Source organism: Leptospira abararensis, from assembly GCF_016918735.1.
In the GTDB taxonomy this organism is placed as follows: Bacteria; Spirochaetota; Leptospiria; order Leptospirales; family Leptospiraceae; genus Leptospira_A; species Leptospira_A abararensis.
Genome location: NZ_JAFFPR010000055.1, coordinates 34868 through 51909 on the forward strand (window position 1 = coordinate 34868; position 17042 = coordinate 51909).

General features: G+C 36.5%; 10 protein-coding genes. 4 read left to right on the plus strand and 6 right to left on the minus strand.

The annotated features are described in order from the left end of the window. Positions 1 to 37 precede the first annotated feature (37 nt). On the plus strand, positions 38 to 886 hold the full coding sequence (locus JWG40_RS16315) for an NmrA family NAD(P)-binding protein (RefSeq protein ID WP_205286838.1): 849 nt from the start codon (positions 38 to 40) through the stop codon (positions 884 to 886). A gap of 48 nt (positions 887 to 934) precedes the next feature. Here JWG40_RS16315 and JWG40_RS16320 read toward each other — a convergent pair whose 3' ends face one another. Together JWG40_RS16320 and JWG40_RS16325 are read right to left on the minus strand one after the other, a co-directional pair. Next, the gene (locus tag JWG40_RS16320) at positions 935 to 2107 is read right to left on the minus strand and encodes a YncE family protein (protein ID WP_205286839.1); all 1173 of its coding nucleotides are present in this window, start codon (positions 2105 to 2107) and stop codon (positions 935 to 937) included. 177 nt (positions 2108 to 2284) lie between these two features. Further along, positions 2285 to 2695: a DUF5329 family protein gene (locus JWG40_RS16325; protein WP_205286840.1), complete on the minus strand. Its 411-nt coding sequence runs from the start codon at positions 2693 to 2695 to the stop codon at positions 2285 to 2287. Between the two features lie 234 nt (positions 2696 to 2929). On the opposite strand from JWG40_RS16325, the gene JWG40_RS16330 reads away from it, so the two are divergent. Beyond that, the gene (locus JWG40_RS16330) at positions 2930 to 3601 is read left to right on the plus strand and encodes a TetR/AcrR family transcriptional regulator (RefSeq protein ID WP_205286841.1); all 672 of its coding nucleotides are present in this window, start codon (positions 2930 to 2932) and stop codon (positions 3599 to 3601) included. Here the strand turns inward: JWG40_RS16330 and JWG40_RS16335 are convergent. The 3 genes from JWG40_RS16335 to JWG40_RS16345 are packed head-to-tail and all read right to left on the minus strand — an operon-like array spanning position 3598 to position 12483. Next, positions 3598 to 5241, minus strand: coding sequence for a sulfatase-like hydrolase/transferase (locus JWG40_RS16335; RefSeq protein WP_232369438.1), 1644 nt, complete (start codon positions 5239 to 5241; stop codon positions 3598 to 3600). The genes JWG40_RS16330 and JWG40_RS16335 overlap by 4 nt on opposite strands. Next, entirely contained in the window at positions 5228 to 7417 is a 2190-nt protein-coding gene (locus JWG40_RS16340) for a transglycosylase domain-containing protein (RefSeq protein WP_205286842.1), read from the minus strand. Before JWG40_RS16340 ends, JWG40_RS16335 begins: the two co-directional genes overlap by 14 nt. Continuing rightward, on the minus strand, positions 7414 to 12483 hold the full coding sequence (locus tag JWG40_RS16345) for an alpha-2-macroglobulin family protein (RefSeq protein ID WP_205286843.1): 5070 nt from the start codon (positions 12481 to 12483) through the stop codon (positions 7414 to 7416). Before JWG40_RS16345 ends, JWG40_RS16340 begins: the two co-directional genes overlap by 4 nt. A 146-nt stretch (positions 12484 to 12629) precedes the next feature. On the opposite strand from JWG40_RS16345, the gene JWG40_RS16350 reads away from it, so the two are divergent. Both JWG40_RS16350 and JWG40_RS16355 read left to right on the plus strand, forming a co-directional pair. After that, positions 12630 to 13064 carry a hypothetical protein gene (locus JWG40_RS16350; RefSeq protein WP_205286844.1) on the plus strand — a complete coding sequence of 145 codons (435 nt, stop codon included), beginning with the start codon at positions 12630 to 12632 and terminating at the stop codon, positions 13062 to 13064. Positions 13065 to 13108: 44 nt separating this feature from the next. Further along, positions 13109 to 15487: a PAS domain-containing protein gene (locus JWG40_RS16355; protein WP_205286958.1), complete on the plus strand. Its 2379-nt coding sequence runs from the start codon at positions 13109 to 13111 to the stop codon at positions 15485 to 15487. Here JWG40_RS16355 and ahpF read toward each other — a convergent pair. After that, the gene (gene ahpF / locus JWG40_RS16360; protein WP_205286845.1) at positions 15473 to 17032 is read right to left on the minus strand and encodes an alkyl hydroperoxide reductase subunit F; all 1560 of its coding nucleotides are present in this window, start codon (positions 17030 to 17032) and stop codon (positions 15473 to 15475) included. The two genes, JWG40_RS16355 and ahpF, sit on opposite strands and share 15 nt — an antisense overlap. Positions 17033 to 17042 lie beyond the last annotated feature (10 nt).

Below are 17042 nucleotides of genomic sequence, written 5' to 3' on the forward strand. Positions count from 1 at the left end.
ATAATAACGGATTCATTTCCGAATTCAAGGATTAACTATGAAAGTATTTGTATATGGCGGCTCAGGACTCGTAGGCGGCCACCTAGTCACCGAATTATTAAAACAAGGACATGAAGTCTTTGCCGGATCCAGAAAACCAGAATCCCAAAAAAGTGCCTCTAACTTACATTGGGTGTTTGCCGATTCTAGTGAACTCACTAAAGGCTTGGAAGTTTTGGAAAAAGTGGATGCAGCTTATTTTTTAAGCCCTCCTGGCCAAACCAACCAATATGAAATTCTTTCCCCTTGGATAGAAAAGGCAAAACAAGTGAGTTTAAAAAAATTCGTTTTGATGACAGCTATGGGTGTAGAACACGCCCCACCGGAAGCCCCCTTTCGCAAAACAGAGATAATGCTCGAAGGAGCGGGAATTCCTTGGAATATCATTCGTCCAAACTGGTTTATGCAAAACTTCCATACCTTTTGGATTGCAGGAATCAAACAAGATGGTAAAATTTATTTCCCAGGTGGAAATGCAAAAACAAGTTTCATTGATGCTAGAGACATTGCTTCGGTCGCAGCTATTCTTCTCACATCTTCCAAAAATGATAACCAAGCATTCACATTGACTGGACCTGAATCCATAGATCATAATGAAGTTGCAAATCATTTAACAAAAGTAAGTGGAAAAACAATTGGGTATGTAGACGTAGATCCAAAAGTATTTGAATCTTCTCTTGTATCGGCAGGACTCACAAAAGACTATGCTGCTTTTTTGGTAATGATTGCGGGTGCCTTAAAAGAGGGATTTGCATCTCCTATTCTAGATACAGTGAAAACTCTGACGGGGAAAGACCCAATCTCCTTTAGTCAGTATGCAAAAGACAATGCGGATGCTTGGAAATAATTCCAAACATCAACATATGATTTTTTTTCATTCGGAGAGGATTGATTTTTAATCCGCAACTAAAACCCGGTTGGCAGCTCCGCCTGCCGGGTCTTCTAATATATTCCTTAAAAGCAATTTACGGAATGGTAAAAATGCTGAACCACTTACATTGACATGGTTCTTGTAAAATTTTTTTGTTGGAATGACTTTCTTCTGTTTCAAAGTTATGGGATCAAAGATATGTAAACCAGAGTTACGAACCCAAACCAGTTCTCCTTCTTTCCAAAACCCCAACTTATGACCATGAGTTCCCCATTTTGTTTTTTTTACGTCAGAGAGATTGTCCGTATTGTACATTCGAACTTCACCTGTATCAGCTGCCGCCATATACAAATACTTTCCATCTTTCGAAAAACTGATTCCGTAAGGAGTTGATGGGATGGAGAACTCTTGGAATGAGTTTGATTTTATTTTATATAAATATCCCATTGGATTTCTTTTTTGAAAAGCTTCCGTATAACAAGCAATCAGTATTTGTTTTGATTCTGGATGAAACTCTGGTGTGTAAGGATAAAATTTCGATTTGTATTCTTTTAACTTAATCAAATTCTGGTTTTGAATTTTGTAAATAAAAGCGGTAACATCCTCTGATTCATCATCTTTTAGATCTGCATCCACAGCAAAACTAAAGTAACCGGTATTGTCTTCTTGTGAGTATCCAATCGGAGAACTTTGTGCAAAAGATTTTTTATCATCTTCTGCAATTTCATAAATTGGTTCGACTACATCAATAGTATTGGTTGCGAGATCCCAGCCCACAAAAAAATACCGTTTGGAATTTACCGATTTATGTTTATTTTCGATTACAATACCTGCACGGTTTGTTGTTTCATCATAAAACAAAAACTCGTAAACAGTTAAAGGCAATCGTTTACCTTTTGTCTCAATTTGGCCAACAAACTCTATTGCGTGCCTAATGTAATAAGCTTCTAAGGGAACCGATTTATAAATTCGTTCCTTAGAAAGAGTATCGTAAAAATACAACCCAGGTTCATCAAAATCAGCCGTCCTTCCTAAATAAATCCATTTCCCACCGTTGACAAAAAAAGGAGAGTTTCCCTCGACGAAGGTAGGTCGAACATTGAAATCCGTATTGAATGAATACTCAGATTCTACTTTTTGTGCTGCTAATGAAACACTGAGAATAAATATAAAAATAGAAAGAATTTGCAACTGCATGGTCATCCCCTATTACCTTTTTGGTATGGTGGAATACACTACAATAGTTCCAATAATTTACAACCAATGTTTATAATTTTTTTCCTAAAACCATAAACTTCAGAAAAAGAAACGGAAAAGTAGATAGATCATGTTTCGACTAATGAGAAGCCTAAATAGAAACTAATTCATATTAGTCTACAGACATGATTCTATTTTTCTTAATTCTGCAAGAAGCCAATCAGAGGATTTAAATTCTTTTCCATCAGAAGTTTTGATTAAATAGGGAGTTCCTGATAAAAAAGATTTCGATGCAATTTTCTCTATGAATAGTTTGGCAGTCCATTCTTTGGGGTCAGGTGCAAATATCGAGTTCTTTGCTTCTTGTAATTTATAACGAAGGTGTTTTTCTGCTTCTTCGGCAGTATGAGTTTCTCCGTTACGAATAAAACTACCTTGGAGTTTCCCCACTCGCTTTAAAAGTTTTTCAATTTTTTGTTCTTCAGTCGATGGCTGACAAGAATCAGTTTTTCCATATAAAAGTGATAACTCAGTAACAAATAAAAATAAAATTGCCAAGAGAAACCAATTGAAGCCACGAACTTTCATAATCATCTCCTTGTTTTAGATAAATTCAAAGTATTTGAACTTATCCTCCATCATTATCAAAAGATAACAAACAAAAACCAACTTTGTATAGACGAATTGTACAAAACCTACAATAGAAATAACTGCGTTGTACGCAAGTCAGAGATAAATGACTGGCGGTTGCTCTAAATTGACCCCCAGTCAATAATATGTTTTTTTCTAGCATATTTTCTAGGATTTTACTATCCTGGAGGTATGAGCCGCGCGCCGATTGTAGAACGTTCGCCAAAAAAAAGAGCTGTATTGGAAAAAGACAAACTTTCCAAACGAACTTCCATACTTCAATCCGCAGCCTTTCTTTTGCAAAAAAAAGATTGGGCGGAACTTTCCATGGATGAAGTCGCCAAACGTGCAAAAATTGCAAAAGGAACTTTGTATTTATATTTTCCTACAAAAGAAGATCTTTGCCTTCGAGTACATAATGCTGATTATGAAGCTTGGTTTTTGGACATGGAAACTTTTTTAACAGAAACAAAAAGTATAGATGCAGAAGTGTTTTCTAAGTGGTTTGTGGAATCGATGGATAGACATGTTCGATTTTTAAAACTGTTGCCCATCGTTCCCACTATCCTAGAAAAGAATGCAAGCATTGCGACCATTCGAGAATTCAAACTTAGTCTAAAAGAACAAATTTCTAAAACTCTACCCCTTCTCATCCAGACCTTTCCATTTTTAAACGAACAATCTGGATTTTTATTTCTGATGCAGTGCCATGCTTTAGCTGTAGGATCTTGGTCTCATGGTTTTCCCTCTAACCAAGTGAGAGAAGCAGTAAAAGAAGATGGATTAGAAATGTTTGTTTTGGATTACAAAATTTTTTTAAAAACATCCATTCTGACACTCCTGAATGGCAATAAGATCTCCTAACGAATTTCAGAATAAATTTGATTCATTACTTTTTGTTTCCTACGAGGATCAGTAATGGGAGTTCTATTTTTATCCATCAGATCCATCTGAAGTAATTGGTCTCTGTCACTGTGATAAATGTATTTTGTATCAGAAGTGATCCAAGATTTTTGAATTTCAGAATTCCAAGTTTTTAATACTAAATTTGGTTGGTAACCAAAACTAAAAAAATTCAATTTTTGTTTTTCATTCTTTTGTTCTGGGTTGGTTTCTAATAAATTTAAAACAGTCTCTTTAAAATCTACTGACGTTCCTAATTTCGGAATGTATACTTGTCCTGATTTTAGAAAATAGAATAGGAAGGGAACATCTGTCTCTTGGTTGTATAAAGAATAATTGTGGGCAAAAGCACCTTCCTCTCCAAAGGATTCGCCATGGTCGGCCGCAAGAATCAACACTGTTTCACGAGAAGAGTTTTCTTTCCAATAAGCAATGATAGAATCTAATACTTCTATATCTTCTTTTATCGATGCCTGATAACGAACCAAAGGTGATTCCCATTGGAGGGTAGAACTTTCTTTTGATACAAAATAGGGACTATGTGTTTGGCTAAGCCCAATCAACAAAAACAAAGGTTCCTTGTCTATATCTTGAATTTGTTTCATTGCGGAAAGAATGACTCGGTCATCCATTCCCCAACTGAATGATGGATAGAGCGATCCATATCTTTTTTCCAAATTCGATTTATCTAAAACTGTTTGGAAAATCTTTGGAAAAAACTGATCCATTCCTTCCAAGTATATGGATTGGGAGTAGATCATAAATGTTTGGTATTTGTGTTTTTTTTGTAATAACAAAGGAAGACTCGATTCTAATAACGAATCATCTAATTGTAACCTAGGATGATGAAGTTGTGATTCGCCTGTCATCCAAGTAAATAAACTTTTGGAAGTATGTGGCATTGGAATCCAAAAATGAGAACCTTCCAATAAAGAAAAATCAATATAACGTGATTCTAAAGACGACAGTTGTTTTCTAGAAACACCTTCCAACAAAACAAAAACAAGATTTGGTTTTCCAGAGATGGATTCTAAAATTGTTTTTTCTTTTTTTACCTGATAGGAAGAAATTTTATTTTGGTTCTCACTTCTGAACAACCATTCCGAAGACATACGAAAAGATAAAAATAATAAACAACCAACAGAAAGGACAAATAGTATCCTTTTCCTATTCGTAGCAAAAATCAAATAAAAACCAATTCCCAATGCCATCCACTGTGTTAGTTTCCAGTGGTATAAAAAATTAAAAAAATCTGCATACAAAAGAGATAAGTGTTGGAAAGAATAAATCAGAAGGTCAAACGTCAAAGCAGTTTGGTAAACTTCTTGGTAACTAAAGATAATTATAAAGAATGTCCATAAAAGCAAACGGTTGGTAGCATTTAATTTTGTTCTTTGATTTGAATTTTGATTGAGATAATATTCTAAACCTAAACCAAAAAATGTGATCGTCGAAACAATAATTCCATGAAAGTAAACCCAAACACTAAAGGAAATGGAAATCGGAAAGTGAAAGAAATACACAAACAAATACCATAACAACAAGGGTGATTCTTTTAAGTAATACCAGTTGCTAAAACGACCTAAGCTATTTAACTTCAAATTCAACGGATGCCTTCTTTATTTCCCCATCATATAATACTAAAGAATGTTTTCCACGAATGATGGGTAAACGTAAGTCTCCATTGGAAGTGGGTTTGAATTCAGTTTTTCCGTTCCAAACCAATTTCGGAACCTTTAATGTCTTAAACTCACGAACTCTTACTGGAATACTTTGTGTTTCTTTTTCATACGATGGGTGATATAAATAGACTTGGCCCATCGAAGGATAAACAAAACCAACACCTAATACAGAAGGATTTGATTCTGCCTTATGTTTATCACATATTTCGGAGAGAAGGATTTTTTTTCTAACTTTCAAAGCAATGGATGAACATTGATCCGAAGCTAACTTCCCGGTAAGGCGACAAAAGTTTTTGGTTTCTGTATAACTAGATTTAAATTCCAAACTTGGTTTATCTTTCATCAAACTTCGAAATATATTCTGAACAATCCGTCCGGCGCCAAAAGAACCCGAAACATCCATAGTTCTTTCCCCAGAAAAGTTTCCCACCCAAGCCCCAACCACATAATGATCATTAAATGCAACTGTCCAAGAGTTTCGATAATCTTTGGAAGTACCTGTTTTAATTGATACCGGAAACGGAAAATCCAAATAACTCCTCCTTCCAAAGGCTCTTTGCCTTAGTTTCGGATCTTTTAAAACAAACTTCAACTCTTCAGCAGTTTCTCCAGAGAAAAGTCGTGTAGGCAAGCCGTAGTACAAGGGCTTTTTATCCATTTTTCCCAATCGAATTTTTGGTAGTATTCCGTTCAAAGGGAATGACCCGTAAGCGCGCGTTAGCTGAAGGAGGCTTGTTCCACCCGACCCCAGAGCAAGACCTGGTCCATAAAATTGAGGTGATTCTTTTAAGTGAGTAAAACCGGCGGATTGTAAAAAACGATAAAAAGTTGTGACTCCTATTTCGTTAATCGTTGTGACAGCAGGAATATTTCTAGAGTTACCGAGTGCCTCTGCCAAAGTTAAGTCTCCCCAATAACGAAGGTCCGCATTTCTTGGAAGATAGTTTCCTCCTTGGCCCAAAGAAAAAGAATATTTTTCATCAGAGAAGATAGAATTTACAGTATAAATTTCTTTTTCTATAGCAAGTGCATATAACAGAGGTTTCAGTGTACTTCCGGCATCTCTATAGGCCAAACTACCGTTTACCATCCCATTTCCGTCTTCAAAAAAATTTTTGGAACCAATCATTCCTTTTAGTTCGAGTTCGTCATCTTTACCAGGAACACGTTCCAAAACAATCGCAGATGCATTGGATACATTCCATCGTTCTAACCCATCTAGTTCAGAATTTACTATCGAATGTAACTCCGAATTTAATTCAGAGGATAAAGAAGAAACAAATTCTTCGGAAGGAATCGAAATCAACTTTCGAATCCAATTCAGAAAGTGCTGATTTTCACCCTTCCATTGCTCAGAAAAATCAGCTTTGTTTTTGACCTTTGTATCAATGGTAAGTTCATTTGGATCATTTAAGACGGGTATTTCGTAAGGAATCCTCTCTCGTAAATTGTGATAACGAATCGAGAGTTCTTTTAATTCTGGGTGATTCTTTCGAATCAAAACGGTAAGATATACAGTTTCTTCGAGCGATAAAAAACGAATATGTTTACCAAATAATATAAGTGAGGCGGATGGAAACCCAACAATATTGGAATGAATTGATACGGAATTCAGATATGCTTCTAAAATTTCGGACTTTGTGAACCAAACTTCATACCGAAGCGCCTCGAAGATTTCAAAGCCTTTACGTAGCACAAATGGATAACTTCGAATCTCCGGGTTTTGTATTCGTACAAGTTGCATGGTAAGTGTCGATGCACCCCCTCTTTTTCCTTTGGAAAAAAGATAAGAACGAATGGAGTTGAAACCTGCAAATAGGTCAATTCCATGATGAGAATCAAATCGTTTGTCTTCGGCAATTTTTAAAATTTCAGGAACAAAGGTTGGATACTCCTGGATACTTTCCCAATCCTGTCTTGTTTGATTTTGATTTTTTCCTCTTCCAATTAGAGTCCCTTCCTTTGTAAGGATACGAACTGTTGTCTGATTTCGAAAAGTTTCAAAAGATATCGGTCTTAATAAAAATCCTGCTATGGGAAAGATAACTCCTCCACCTAACAGGATATAGAGAATGAAATCTTTTTTCGAAATCACTCCACTTTCACTCGAATCGTATTAGTATTTCCATAAAACTGGGGATGATACATTAAAAATGTTTTGGAAGCTGGCAAAATTGAATTTCCTTTTGCTACTGGCCTCAATATATAATTAAACTCTGTTTCCCCTCTTCCCAATCTATCTTCAGAAAAGATAACTCGATCATCACGGTACTCCTTGTATCCACCATAGTAATTTTCAGTGACTTCGGTTTCATCCGCATCGGAAGTTTTTTCTGTCAAAAATGAAGTATTCACAATTTCCGTGTTACTCGGTATTGGATCCACAACCATAACAAAAGCATGTTCGGTATTACTGAGTATTTTTACTTTGACAAGATAAGTGGAACCGCGTTGCAAGCCAGTCACTTCTTTTAGGATGGCATCTCCACTAGAATCCCTTCCATCAATTCGGTATAAGGTCTTTCTAATTTCAAGACCATTAAACTTTTGGGTGGTTGTGTCTTTTACAGGAACATACATCAATCTAGATTGGAAATACAATCTACCTTCCGCACTTGTGCGTTTGAAAACGAGAGGTCTACCGGACGGATCTTTTCCTTCAAATAGACGATCAAAGGTAATTTCTTCTTTATAGATGGAATCAGAAGAAGCAGAAAAGGATTCATCAATTAATGTTCTTTCGCCAAAGATGGCCTGCCCTTCTGTGTCCGCTGAAGTTGACTCAAAACGATTTCTGTATTCAGCCAACGCGAGTGCAATGGTTCCGACACTATGACTATCAGACCAATATTGATTTTGACGATCCATCATAATTGATTTCACTAAATCCACAATGCGTGGGTTTTTAGAATCTACTTTGAGTAACAGTCGCAAATAGTTCCCAAGAACTGTTGAGGAACTATAATAAGAGTAATAATAGTATTCATCCGAATTTTGTTTGACCGGTTTTATGGTGAATAACTCTTTTTCATACACAATGTATTTTGTATACTCCGCGAATAGTTTTTTAAACACAGAGTCCGACTCATAAGATTCGAGCTTATGTGTCTCGGCATATGCGGTTAGAAAAATTCCGCGAGACTTTAAGTTTAATTCTTCGAAATGGTCTACCAAGGTTTTCTCTAAAGTATGAATGTCCTTTTTATCTTTCGATAGTACGGAATAAATTAAACTTAGAGTTTGGTAGGAATTGATCGAAGTTTCTGTAGGATTTTTTACGTAATTTTGTAAGTATTGGATTGCCGATTGGTATGCTTGCGGATTGGATCTTTTTCCTTTCTCTTTTGCAATTTGCATCACTGAAGCAATGTAGGCAGTTAAATATGGATACCCTGTCCTTCCATGACCTTTCCAAACTTTAAAACTTCCATCAGAAGCTTGGAAGTCAGACATTTCATCTAAAAACAATTTTTCAATTTGAGTAAAATCATAAGAATCTTTTGCAGGAGCTTTGTATTGGAATTCCTTGAGTAACTCCCCAGCACTCAAAGAGAGTAGATAGGCCGAAGTTCTTTGTTCCATACAAAAGTAAGGATTGGATTCATAAAAGTCAAAAGCAGATTTTAATGCCGTAAGTGCCGTTCCCGACATACGAATGTCTAACGAACCTTTATTAAGCAGTATTGATTCTTTTTTTGGGAAAGTAATTAGTGTTTTGTGTTCCGAATCAGTATAACCAGAAAATTGAACTGATGTTACTGGATCAAATTCTTTGATCGGAAGAGTAACCACTAAAGCATCGGAAAGATCATTTTTTTTCAGATCTGCAAATTCTGCAGAATTTTCTGGCTCTACTGAAACTTGATAAGACATTTGGATTTCATCCTTTGGATGGTCAAGTTTTAGTTTGATATACTGTGATTCTGAGATTTGGAATGTTTTAAGGACTTCTTTGGTTTGACCCGCAGCAAGTTCTATCGGTATCCAACCTTTATCTTCCGAGAGAAATTTAGATGCGATTTTATATTTAAACCTTCCTTTTTTCTTAGTATTATTTGTGATACTACCACCTAACTCTAAACTATCACCAACTCGAATGAATCTAGCAACTGTCTTCTGTAAAACCAAATTCTTTTTGACTGTGAATTCTGAATTTGAAGCACCAAACTTTCCATTGGCGGAAGAGGCAACCATAACTCGAAACGTTGTTAAATTATCTGGCAAAGTAAAACTTAGATCTGCATTTCCATTGCTATCAGCAGTAACTACGGGATTCCAATAGGCCGTATAACGGAAGTCCTTTCTCGCACCAGATTCTGATTCAGCAGAGAACCCTCCCCCTGAATCTTCACCATAATCCCCTCCTGGACTATCTCCTTTATTTTCGTATATATAATGTTTGATGATCATACTACGAAGTTCAAAGGTCTTAACAATGTTATACCAATACTGATAGAACATTTGCACTGGGCTTTGAAAGGAATATCCCACCAAGTCTAAAACTCCACGGTCAGCCACAGATACGGTGAGTTCTGCACCTGGACTCGATTGAATCGACAATTTCACCTGTTCCCTAGGTTGGTATTCCGTTTTGTCAGTTTTAATTACAACGGGTGCCGTTCTAGAAGCTAAATTGACTTTTAAAGTTACTGATCCCGTTTTTGCTTTGGGAGCACCTAAGTCCTGTTCGTTAAATTCTTTAATGTCATCAGCAGAAAGTCCTTCAGGCACCGGAAGTCTACCTGATAACATCACCACATTGACATCTACATTGGGAAGATATGATTCCTCAATGGGAATTTCCAGAGGAGCACTGTTTCCTTTCATCAAAAAAGATTTTTTAAAATACACAGAATCTCTTTCGACAGTAACTATGACTCGTGCATTTTGTAATGGAGATTTAATTAGGATCTTTGCTTTATCACCAATTTTATATTCTTTTTTATCAGAACGTAATTCGATGGAATCATCGCCACGAAAGTCCCAAGTGTAATAAGATTCTTTTTCATAAGCATAAAAATCCACTCGAGAAAAAACCTTGTCTCGATTCAATACTAAAACAGTATAACTTCCAGGATCTTTAGCACGATAATCAAAAGTGACTCCATCGGTTTTCGAAATCAGTTTTTTTGTCTCAACAACTTTTTTTGTTAATTGGTTGCTTCTAAAAAAGAACTTTCCTAATCCTTGAGACAAAACAGAAGTCCAATCATTATAAATAATATAGGCCTTAAGTTCTACGCCAGCGACAGCTTTACCTTGTAAGTTGACTGCCACAGCACCAAACTGAAATGGTTTGTCCAAAGACTGGTATCTATCATTACATTTTAGTCCCACATACGTTTCTGAAGGATTATAAGGTATACTGGCAGATTTTGTAACAGACTTCCCATCCACATCGAATACAGATGATTCTACCACTAAATGAAAGGGATCAGCAATTTCGATATCTTCCCCATCGGTAACAAATTTGCGGGTTAAATCCTGAACAGGAATGTCTAAGTTAAAAAGACCTTTACTATCCAAAATACCTTCGGAACCACTTACATAGTCCGAGTTACCACCAGAATATTCGTCTTCGTAATCATACCAAGTGTCGGAGAAATCATAATTCGAAAAAATATCAAAGTTTATGTATCTTTTTCTTTTTAATACCGAATAACTGATCTTAGCTCCTCCCATAGGAGCTCCGAACATATACTTACCTTCCACAGTTCCTTTGACATTTTGGTCTTTGTTCACCACATTGGCCAAATTCACATTCACCATAAAATTCACAGGTCGGAATTCTTCTACTTGGAAAGTATCATAGGTGACCGAACCATCCTTTCCAGATAAATAAACAGAAACAGAATAATGCCCAAGGGGAGCATCAGAAGGAATGGTATAACCTGTGGCCACTCCCCCTTGTGTCGTGGATGTAAGGTTTGTATTAGATACATCCTTTCCGCGAGAATCTCGAATTTGTACGTTTACTGTTTTCGAAGAATAAGGAACCAACACTCCATTTTTTCTGTCTGCAAGGACTGCTTTGATCTCTACTCGATCCCCTGGCCGATACAATTTTCTATCAAAGTATATTTTTCCTTTTACATGGTTTTCTGTGTAATAGTCACTATAACCTTCGATATGTGTTTCATTAAAATGAAGAAAAGCTTTATCACCGGAGGTATCCTCGGCAATTAACACTGACTTATCGAAAGCCCTTGTATCGCTGATAGATGGCACGGTACAATGGCCATCTTTATCTGTTTTACAAGTTCCGCGTAAGTTTCCTTTTTCATACAAACTAATATTAGTATTGGCAATAGGTTCTGCTTTGGAAAGACTGTGCACCCAAACATGAAGTGTATTTGGGTCTAATTTTGTTGTGATTCCTAAGTTTGTAGATTGTAAAAAAATGGATTCTTTTTTGAATTCTTCCTTATTATTTTCGCCGATGATATTGGCACCTAACTGAAATGCGATCCAAGCCTTTGTATTGGGTTTGGAGCCAAAATAATTGTCAATATCCATCCCTTGATTTCCAAAGGAATTGATTTTGATCCCAGACTTCCAAACCGATTTTTTCCAATTCAATTGGTTTTCAAATTCATAGTATTTGTTTCCCATTGTTGCAACAGCATCTACAAGAATTGGTATAGACAATTCAGCAGATCGGATTTGAAATTCAGGAACATTGGAAATAGAAATAGGAAGTACTTTGTTTAAATTGGATTCAAATATATTTTCCCTAGATAAATAAAAGGAAGGTTTTTTGGCCATCACAGGGAGTTTGAAGCTAACAGGCGTTTCTAAAAAACAATCATTTTCTGCATAAAACTTTCCAATTTTGATTTCGTATTCGACACCCGGATCAAAGTTCCAGGAATCTAGAGAAAATTCTCGAGTTACATAATCAGAAAATTCTGTCTGAGGGTTGGAAGGTTTTGGAGAAATTTGAACTGCGGAGGCAAACTCTTGTAAATTGGTATCTTCTGAAACTGTAATGCGGTAGTCCCAAAGGTCTTCTAGATATTTTAAATCGGTGGTGTCTAATTTAACTTCGATTCGGCAACTGCTGGGAAAGATGGTGCGTTTGATGGCCTTAAAAAGGCCGCTGATAGAATTGCAGGAACTAAGGAAAAATAAAAAACTAAAAGCCAATACCAACTTACGCATAGGGACTCCGAAATTCGAATGTTCCCTGTTCTATGACGGATATGTCTTATTGCCAACTCTTTCCTGAATGAAATGGAAAATCTTTCCATATTTTTTTGATTGGATCGGAATTTTCGCTATGCTTTTGTTATTTTGAAATTTGATTGATGACGATGTCCCTATCTGAATTTAAAAAACAATTTTTGGAATTAAAGGCACCCGATTCCTTTCCGATTGGAAATTACCGAGCCGAATGGTTAGGTCCCAAATGGTTTCAAATCAGTGCTCGTTTTAGTTTGAATTTTATGTCCTTTCGTCATTGGTGGGGGAAATCATTTGATGGATCCGACATTGCCTACAATCTCTTTTTACTTCCCCACTCTATGGATTTCCAAATGCGCCATCCCATGAACTTATCCATTGGAAAATCGCGACTCGACGGGAATCCCAGCTTAATCCTTGAGTATACAAAAAATGCCCCCTTTCCTTGGCCTTACTTCGTAGACGAATTTCGAGTTTTAAATGGGACGGATCTCTTCGGAATGAATTACAGTAAACTCACTCCCCAGTTGGCCCTACCCTTTCTCATTAGAAAGACCTAATTTAGTATGTTAGATCTTGCGAAAAGATTCGTCCAATGGTTCGTATGCGCCCTCCTCCCCCTTCATTGGAAATGCAGATTCTCTCCGCCATGGAGGAGGTTATTTTTTCAGCCAGTTATCCAGAATTACAAATTATCTACATAAGCCCTTCTACTGAAACTCTCACTGGATATCCGATTGAATACTTCACAAATGAGCGGGATGCTTGGCGGGACCTAATCCATCTGGATGATCGCTCGATCGTAGAACTTGCATTAACCTCTCTAAATGTCGACGGTAAAATTCGAGTTCGTTACCGCATCCATACAAAAGACAAACAAACTAAATATGTTCAATGTCAAGGTAGGTTGATTCGGAACGATGCAGGAGAAATCCTTAGGTTTGATGGGATCATCTCAGATATTTCCGAATTATTATCCTTACAAGATGTTTTTAAAAACGAATCCGTAGAAATCAAAGAACTGTTACTTGAAAATAATATTTTGTTTAATGGAAGTCAAGATTCCATGTTTCTTGTAGAAGTAATGGGGGATGGAGATTTTGTAATCCGCCGAGTCAATACCGCATACGAAAAATCCACTGGAGTTACCCAATCGTTCATACAAGGAAAAACTCCTATTGATTTATTAGGTGAAGAGTTGGGTACACCCATAATCAGAAATTACCGGAATGCCCTAAAAGCAAAAACAACAATCTCTTATGAAGAAAGTATTCCCATGCCTGCAGGTACAAGAATTTGGACTACTGCTCTCACCCCGATTGAAGTTGATGGAAAATTCAAATTTATTGTCGGTGCCAGTAAAGACATTACAGAACAAAAACGTGCGGAAAATGCTCTAAAAGAATCTAATGAACGTTATGCTTTAATTTTAGAAGTTAGTTCCGATGGTTGGTTTGATTGGGACTTAGTCAATGACACAGTCATCTATTCACGTCGCTGGTGGTTAGAATTTGGTAATGATGAATCACCAGATAATATTCCCATCAGTTATTGGAAAAGTTTAATCCATCCCGATGATGTAGATTGGGTAACTGAATTTTTAGAGAACATTTTGCTCTCACAAAGAGAAACCTTTGAATTCAGTTTCCAAATGAAAAAGAGGAAAGGGAATTTTGCTCATGTATTATCGCGATGTTATATCCAAAGAGACGCTTCTGGAAATAAAATCAGAATGGTTGGGTCAAATTCCGATCTTACAGAAACGAAAAAAATAGAATATACTTTGCGAAAAGCAAAAGAAATGGCAGAAGCAGCAAACATGGCTAAGGGTAATTTTTTAGCCAATATGAGCCACGAAATTAGAACTCCACTCAATGGCATCATTGGATTCACAGAACTATTACTCCACTCATCCCTCTCAGAGGAACAAAAAGAATACTTAAGAAGCATATTCCTTTCTGGGAAAAGTTTACTATCTTTAGTAAATCAAATTCTAGATTTTTCAAAAATTGATTCTGGAAAGATGGAACTTGAATTCATAAGCACGGATTTAAATGATTTGGTCCAATCGACTGTAGATCTTTTCCAAATTTCTGCAGCATCAAAAGCCATTCCTTTGAATCTTCATTTGGATCCCAACTTACCTCGATTTGTTTCATTGGATCCCTTGCGAATGAGACAAGTACTTTCCAATTTAATCGGGAATGCCATCAAGTTTACTCATGAAGGAAAAGTAGAAGTTTCAGTCAAACCAATCAAACAAAAAGACGATATCATAGATATCGAATTTGCTGTATCCGATACCGGTATTGGAATCGATCCCAATTCACAGACAAAATTGTTTGATTCATTTTCACAAGCAGATACATCAATTACCAGAAAATATGGAGGTACAGGACTTGGTCTTACTATCACAAGTGAACTAGTCCATAAAATGAATTCTCACCTTCGATTCGAAAGTGAACTTGGGACAGGGAGTACGTTTAGCTTTATACTATCCTTAAAAGTAAATTCGTCAGGATCAATATCGTCCAATTTATTCGAAGAAAAACACACGACTCCCGATGAGTCTGTGATTGTTGAAAACAATCTAATTCAAAATGAAATTTTGATTGTAGAAGATAATGATTTAAACAAAAAATTATTATCAAAAATGTTATTAAAAAGATATCCTAATATAAAACTAAGATACGCTAACGATGGAGCTGATGCAGTTGATCAATTCCAACAAAAAATTCCCGATTTAATTTTTATGGACTTACAAATGCCGGTAATGGACGGTTATACGGCAACAATTCAGATTAGAAAACTTGAAAAAGGATCAAACAAAAAAATTCCAATCATTGCATTAACTGCAGGCGCTTTTTTTTCTGTAAAAGATACGGCGATGGAATCTGGAATGAATGACTTTCTCACCAAACCAATTTCCGCCGCCGATCTCTATTCAACTCTTGAAAAATGGTTATCCTCAAGCCGCGTGTAATAGGTATTCAAAAGCACTGATGGCCGCCTTTGCTCCCTCACCCATAGCAATGATGATTTGTTTGTAAGGAGTGTTTGTTACATCTCCACAAGCAAAAATTCCATCTACATTGGTTTTACATTTTTCATCGACAAGAATCTCTCCAAAACGATTGGTAGTAACCAAATCCTTCACAAAACTACTGTTTGGTACAAGACCAATCTGAACAAAAACTCCATCAAGGGGAATGGTCTCTGACTTTTCTGAACTTCTGTCCTTATAGGTAAGCCCAGTGACTTTTTCGGTATTGGTCTGGATTTCCATAGTTTGCGTTTTGACCAAAGTTTTGATATTCGGAGACTGGGCCACTTTGTCTAACAAAACCTTATCTGCATTCAATCTATCACCAAACTCAATTAAAGTGACCGATTTTACGATTCCACTAAGGTCTAATGCTGCTTCCACACCGGAGTTTCCCCCACCAACCACAGCTACATCCTTATCTTTAAAAAAAGGTCCATCACAGTGCGGGCAATAGGCGACACCTTTTCCAACAAACTCTTTTTCTCCAGGAACATTCAGTTCACGCCATTTGGCTCCTGTGGAAAGTATCACTGTTTTTGTAACAATCCGTTCTCCAGTATTCAAATGGATGGTCTTTAAATCACCAGATTCAATTTTCAAAACGCGGACATTTTCTTTTTTGCGAATTTGGTTTTTGTCCAATTGTTCTGACAATACATGGGTAAGTTCAGGTCCCGTTGTATAAGGAATGGATATAATATTTTCGATTCCCAAAGTATCCTTTACTTGACCACCTAACCTATCAGCGATAACAAGAGTCTTCAGGCCTTTTCTTGCTGAATACACTGCTGCTGTTACACCAGAGGGCCCACCACCAATCACAGTTACATCGTAAACATCAGATGGATTCGTTATATCGGAATTTTCTTCTTTTGTTTTAGGAACTGAATATAATTCCAAAAGTTTATCGAAGATAACGGAAGCTTCGGCCTTTCCTGATAGGAATCTTTTTCCATTTAGAAAAACGGCCGGAACTCCTTGGATATTTTTTTCTTTTACAAGATCTGGATACATCGCCCCGTCGATCATGTTATGCGAAATCGAAGGATTCACGAGGGCAAAACTATTAAGAGTTTGAACCACTTCGGGACAGTTATGGCAATCAAGAGAGATAAATGTTTCAAAGTGTAAGTTTTCTTTTAGTTTTGATACAGCAGAAAGAATCCCTTCTTCCAATTTGATTGGATTTCCACCGGACTGCAGAATTGCTAATATCAATGAAGTAAATTCATGGCCCATAGGAATTCCAGAAAATTCAATTCCGGTTGGTTTTCCTTCTGATAGAATGGAAAAACGAAGACCATCCTTATTATCCACAGAATGTTCTAAAGAAATCTGAGAACTTAAAGAGACGATATCATTTAAAAACTCAATCAACTCCTCTCGTTTTTCATGATCTCCCGAAAACAATCGTATGTTCACTGGATTTTTGATTCTTTCGAAGTATTGTTTTACTTGTTCTTTTGTTGATTCATCTAACATAATAACCTCC

Coding starts and splice junctions, on each gene's coding strand:
- JWG40_RS16355 (WP_205286958.1), top strand. CDS start 13,109: ATGCGCCCTCCTCCCCCTTCATTGGAAATGCAGATTCTCTCCGCCATG.
- JWG40_RS16315 (WP_205286838.1), top strand. CDS start 38: ATGAAAGTATTTGTATATGGCGGCTCAGGACTCGTAGGCGGCCACCTA.
- JWG40_RS16350 (WP_205286844.1), top strand. CDS start 12,630: ATGACGATGTCCCTATCTGAATTTAAAAAACAATTTTTGGAATTAAAG.
- JWG40_RS16320 (WP_205286839.1), bottom strand. CDS start 2,107: ATGCAGTTGCAAATTCTTTCTATTTTTATATTTATTCTCAGTGTTTCA.
- JWG40_RS16330 (WP_205286841.1), top strand. CDS start 2,930: ATGAGCCGCGCGCCGATTGTAGAACGTTCGCCAAAAAAAAGAGCTGTA.
- JWG40_RS16345 (WP_205286843.1), bottom strand. CDS start 12,483: ATGCGTAAGTTGGTATTGGCTTTTAGTTTTTTATTTTTCCTTAGTTCC.
- ahpF (WP_205286845.1), bottom strand. CDS start 17,032: ATGTTAGATGAATCAACAAAAGAACAAGTAAAACAATACTTCGAAAGA.
- JWG40_RS16325 (WP_205286840.1), bottom strand. CDS start 2,695: ATGAAAGTTCGTGGCTTCAATTGGTTTCTCTTGGCAATTTTATTTTTA.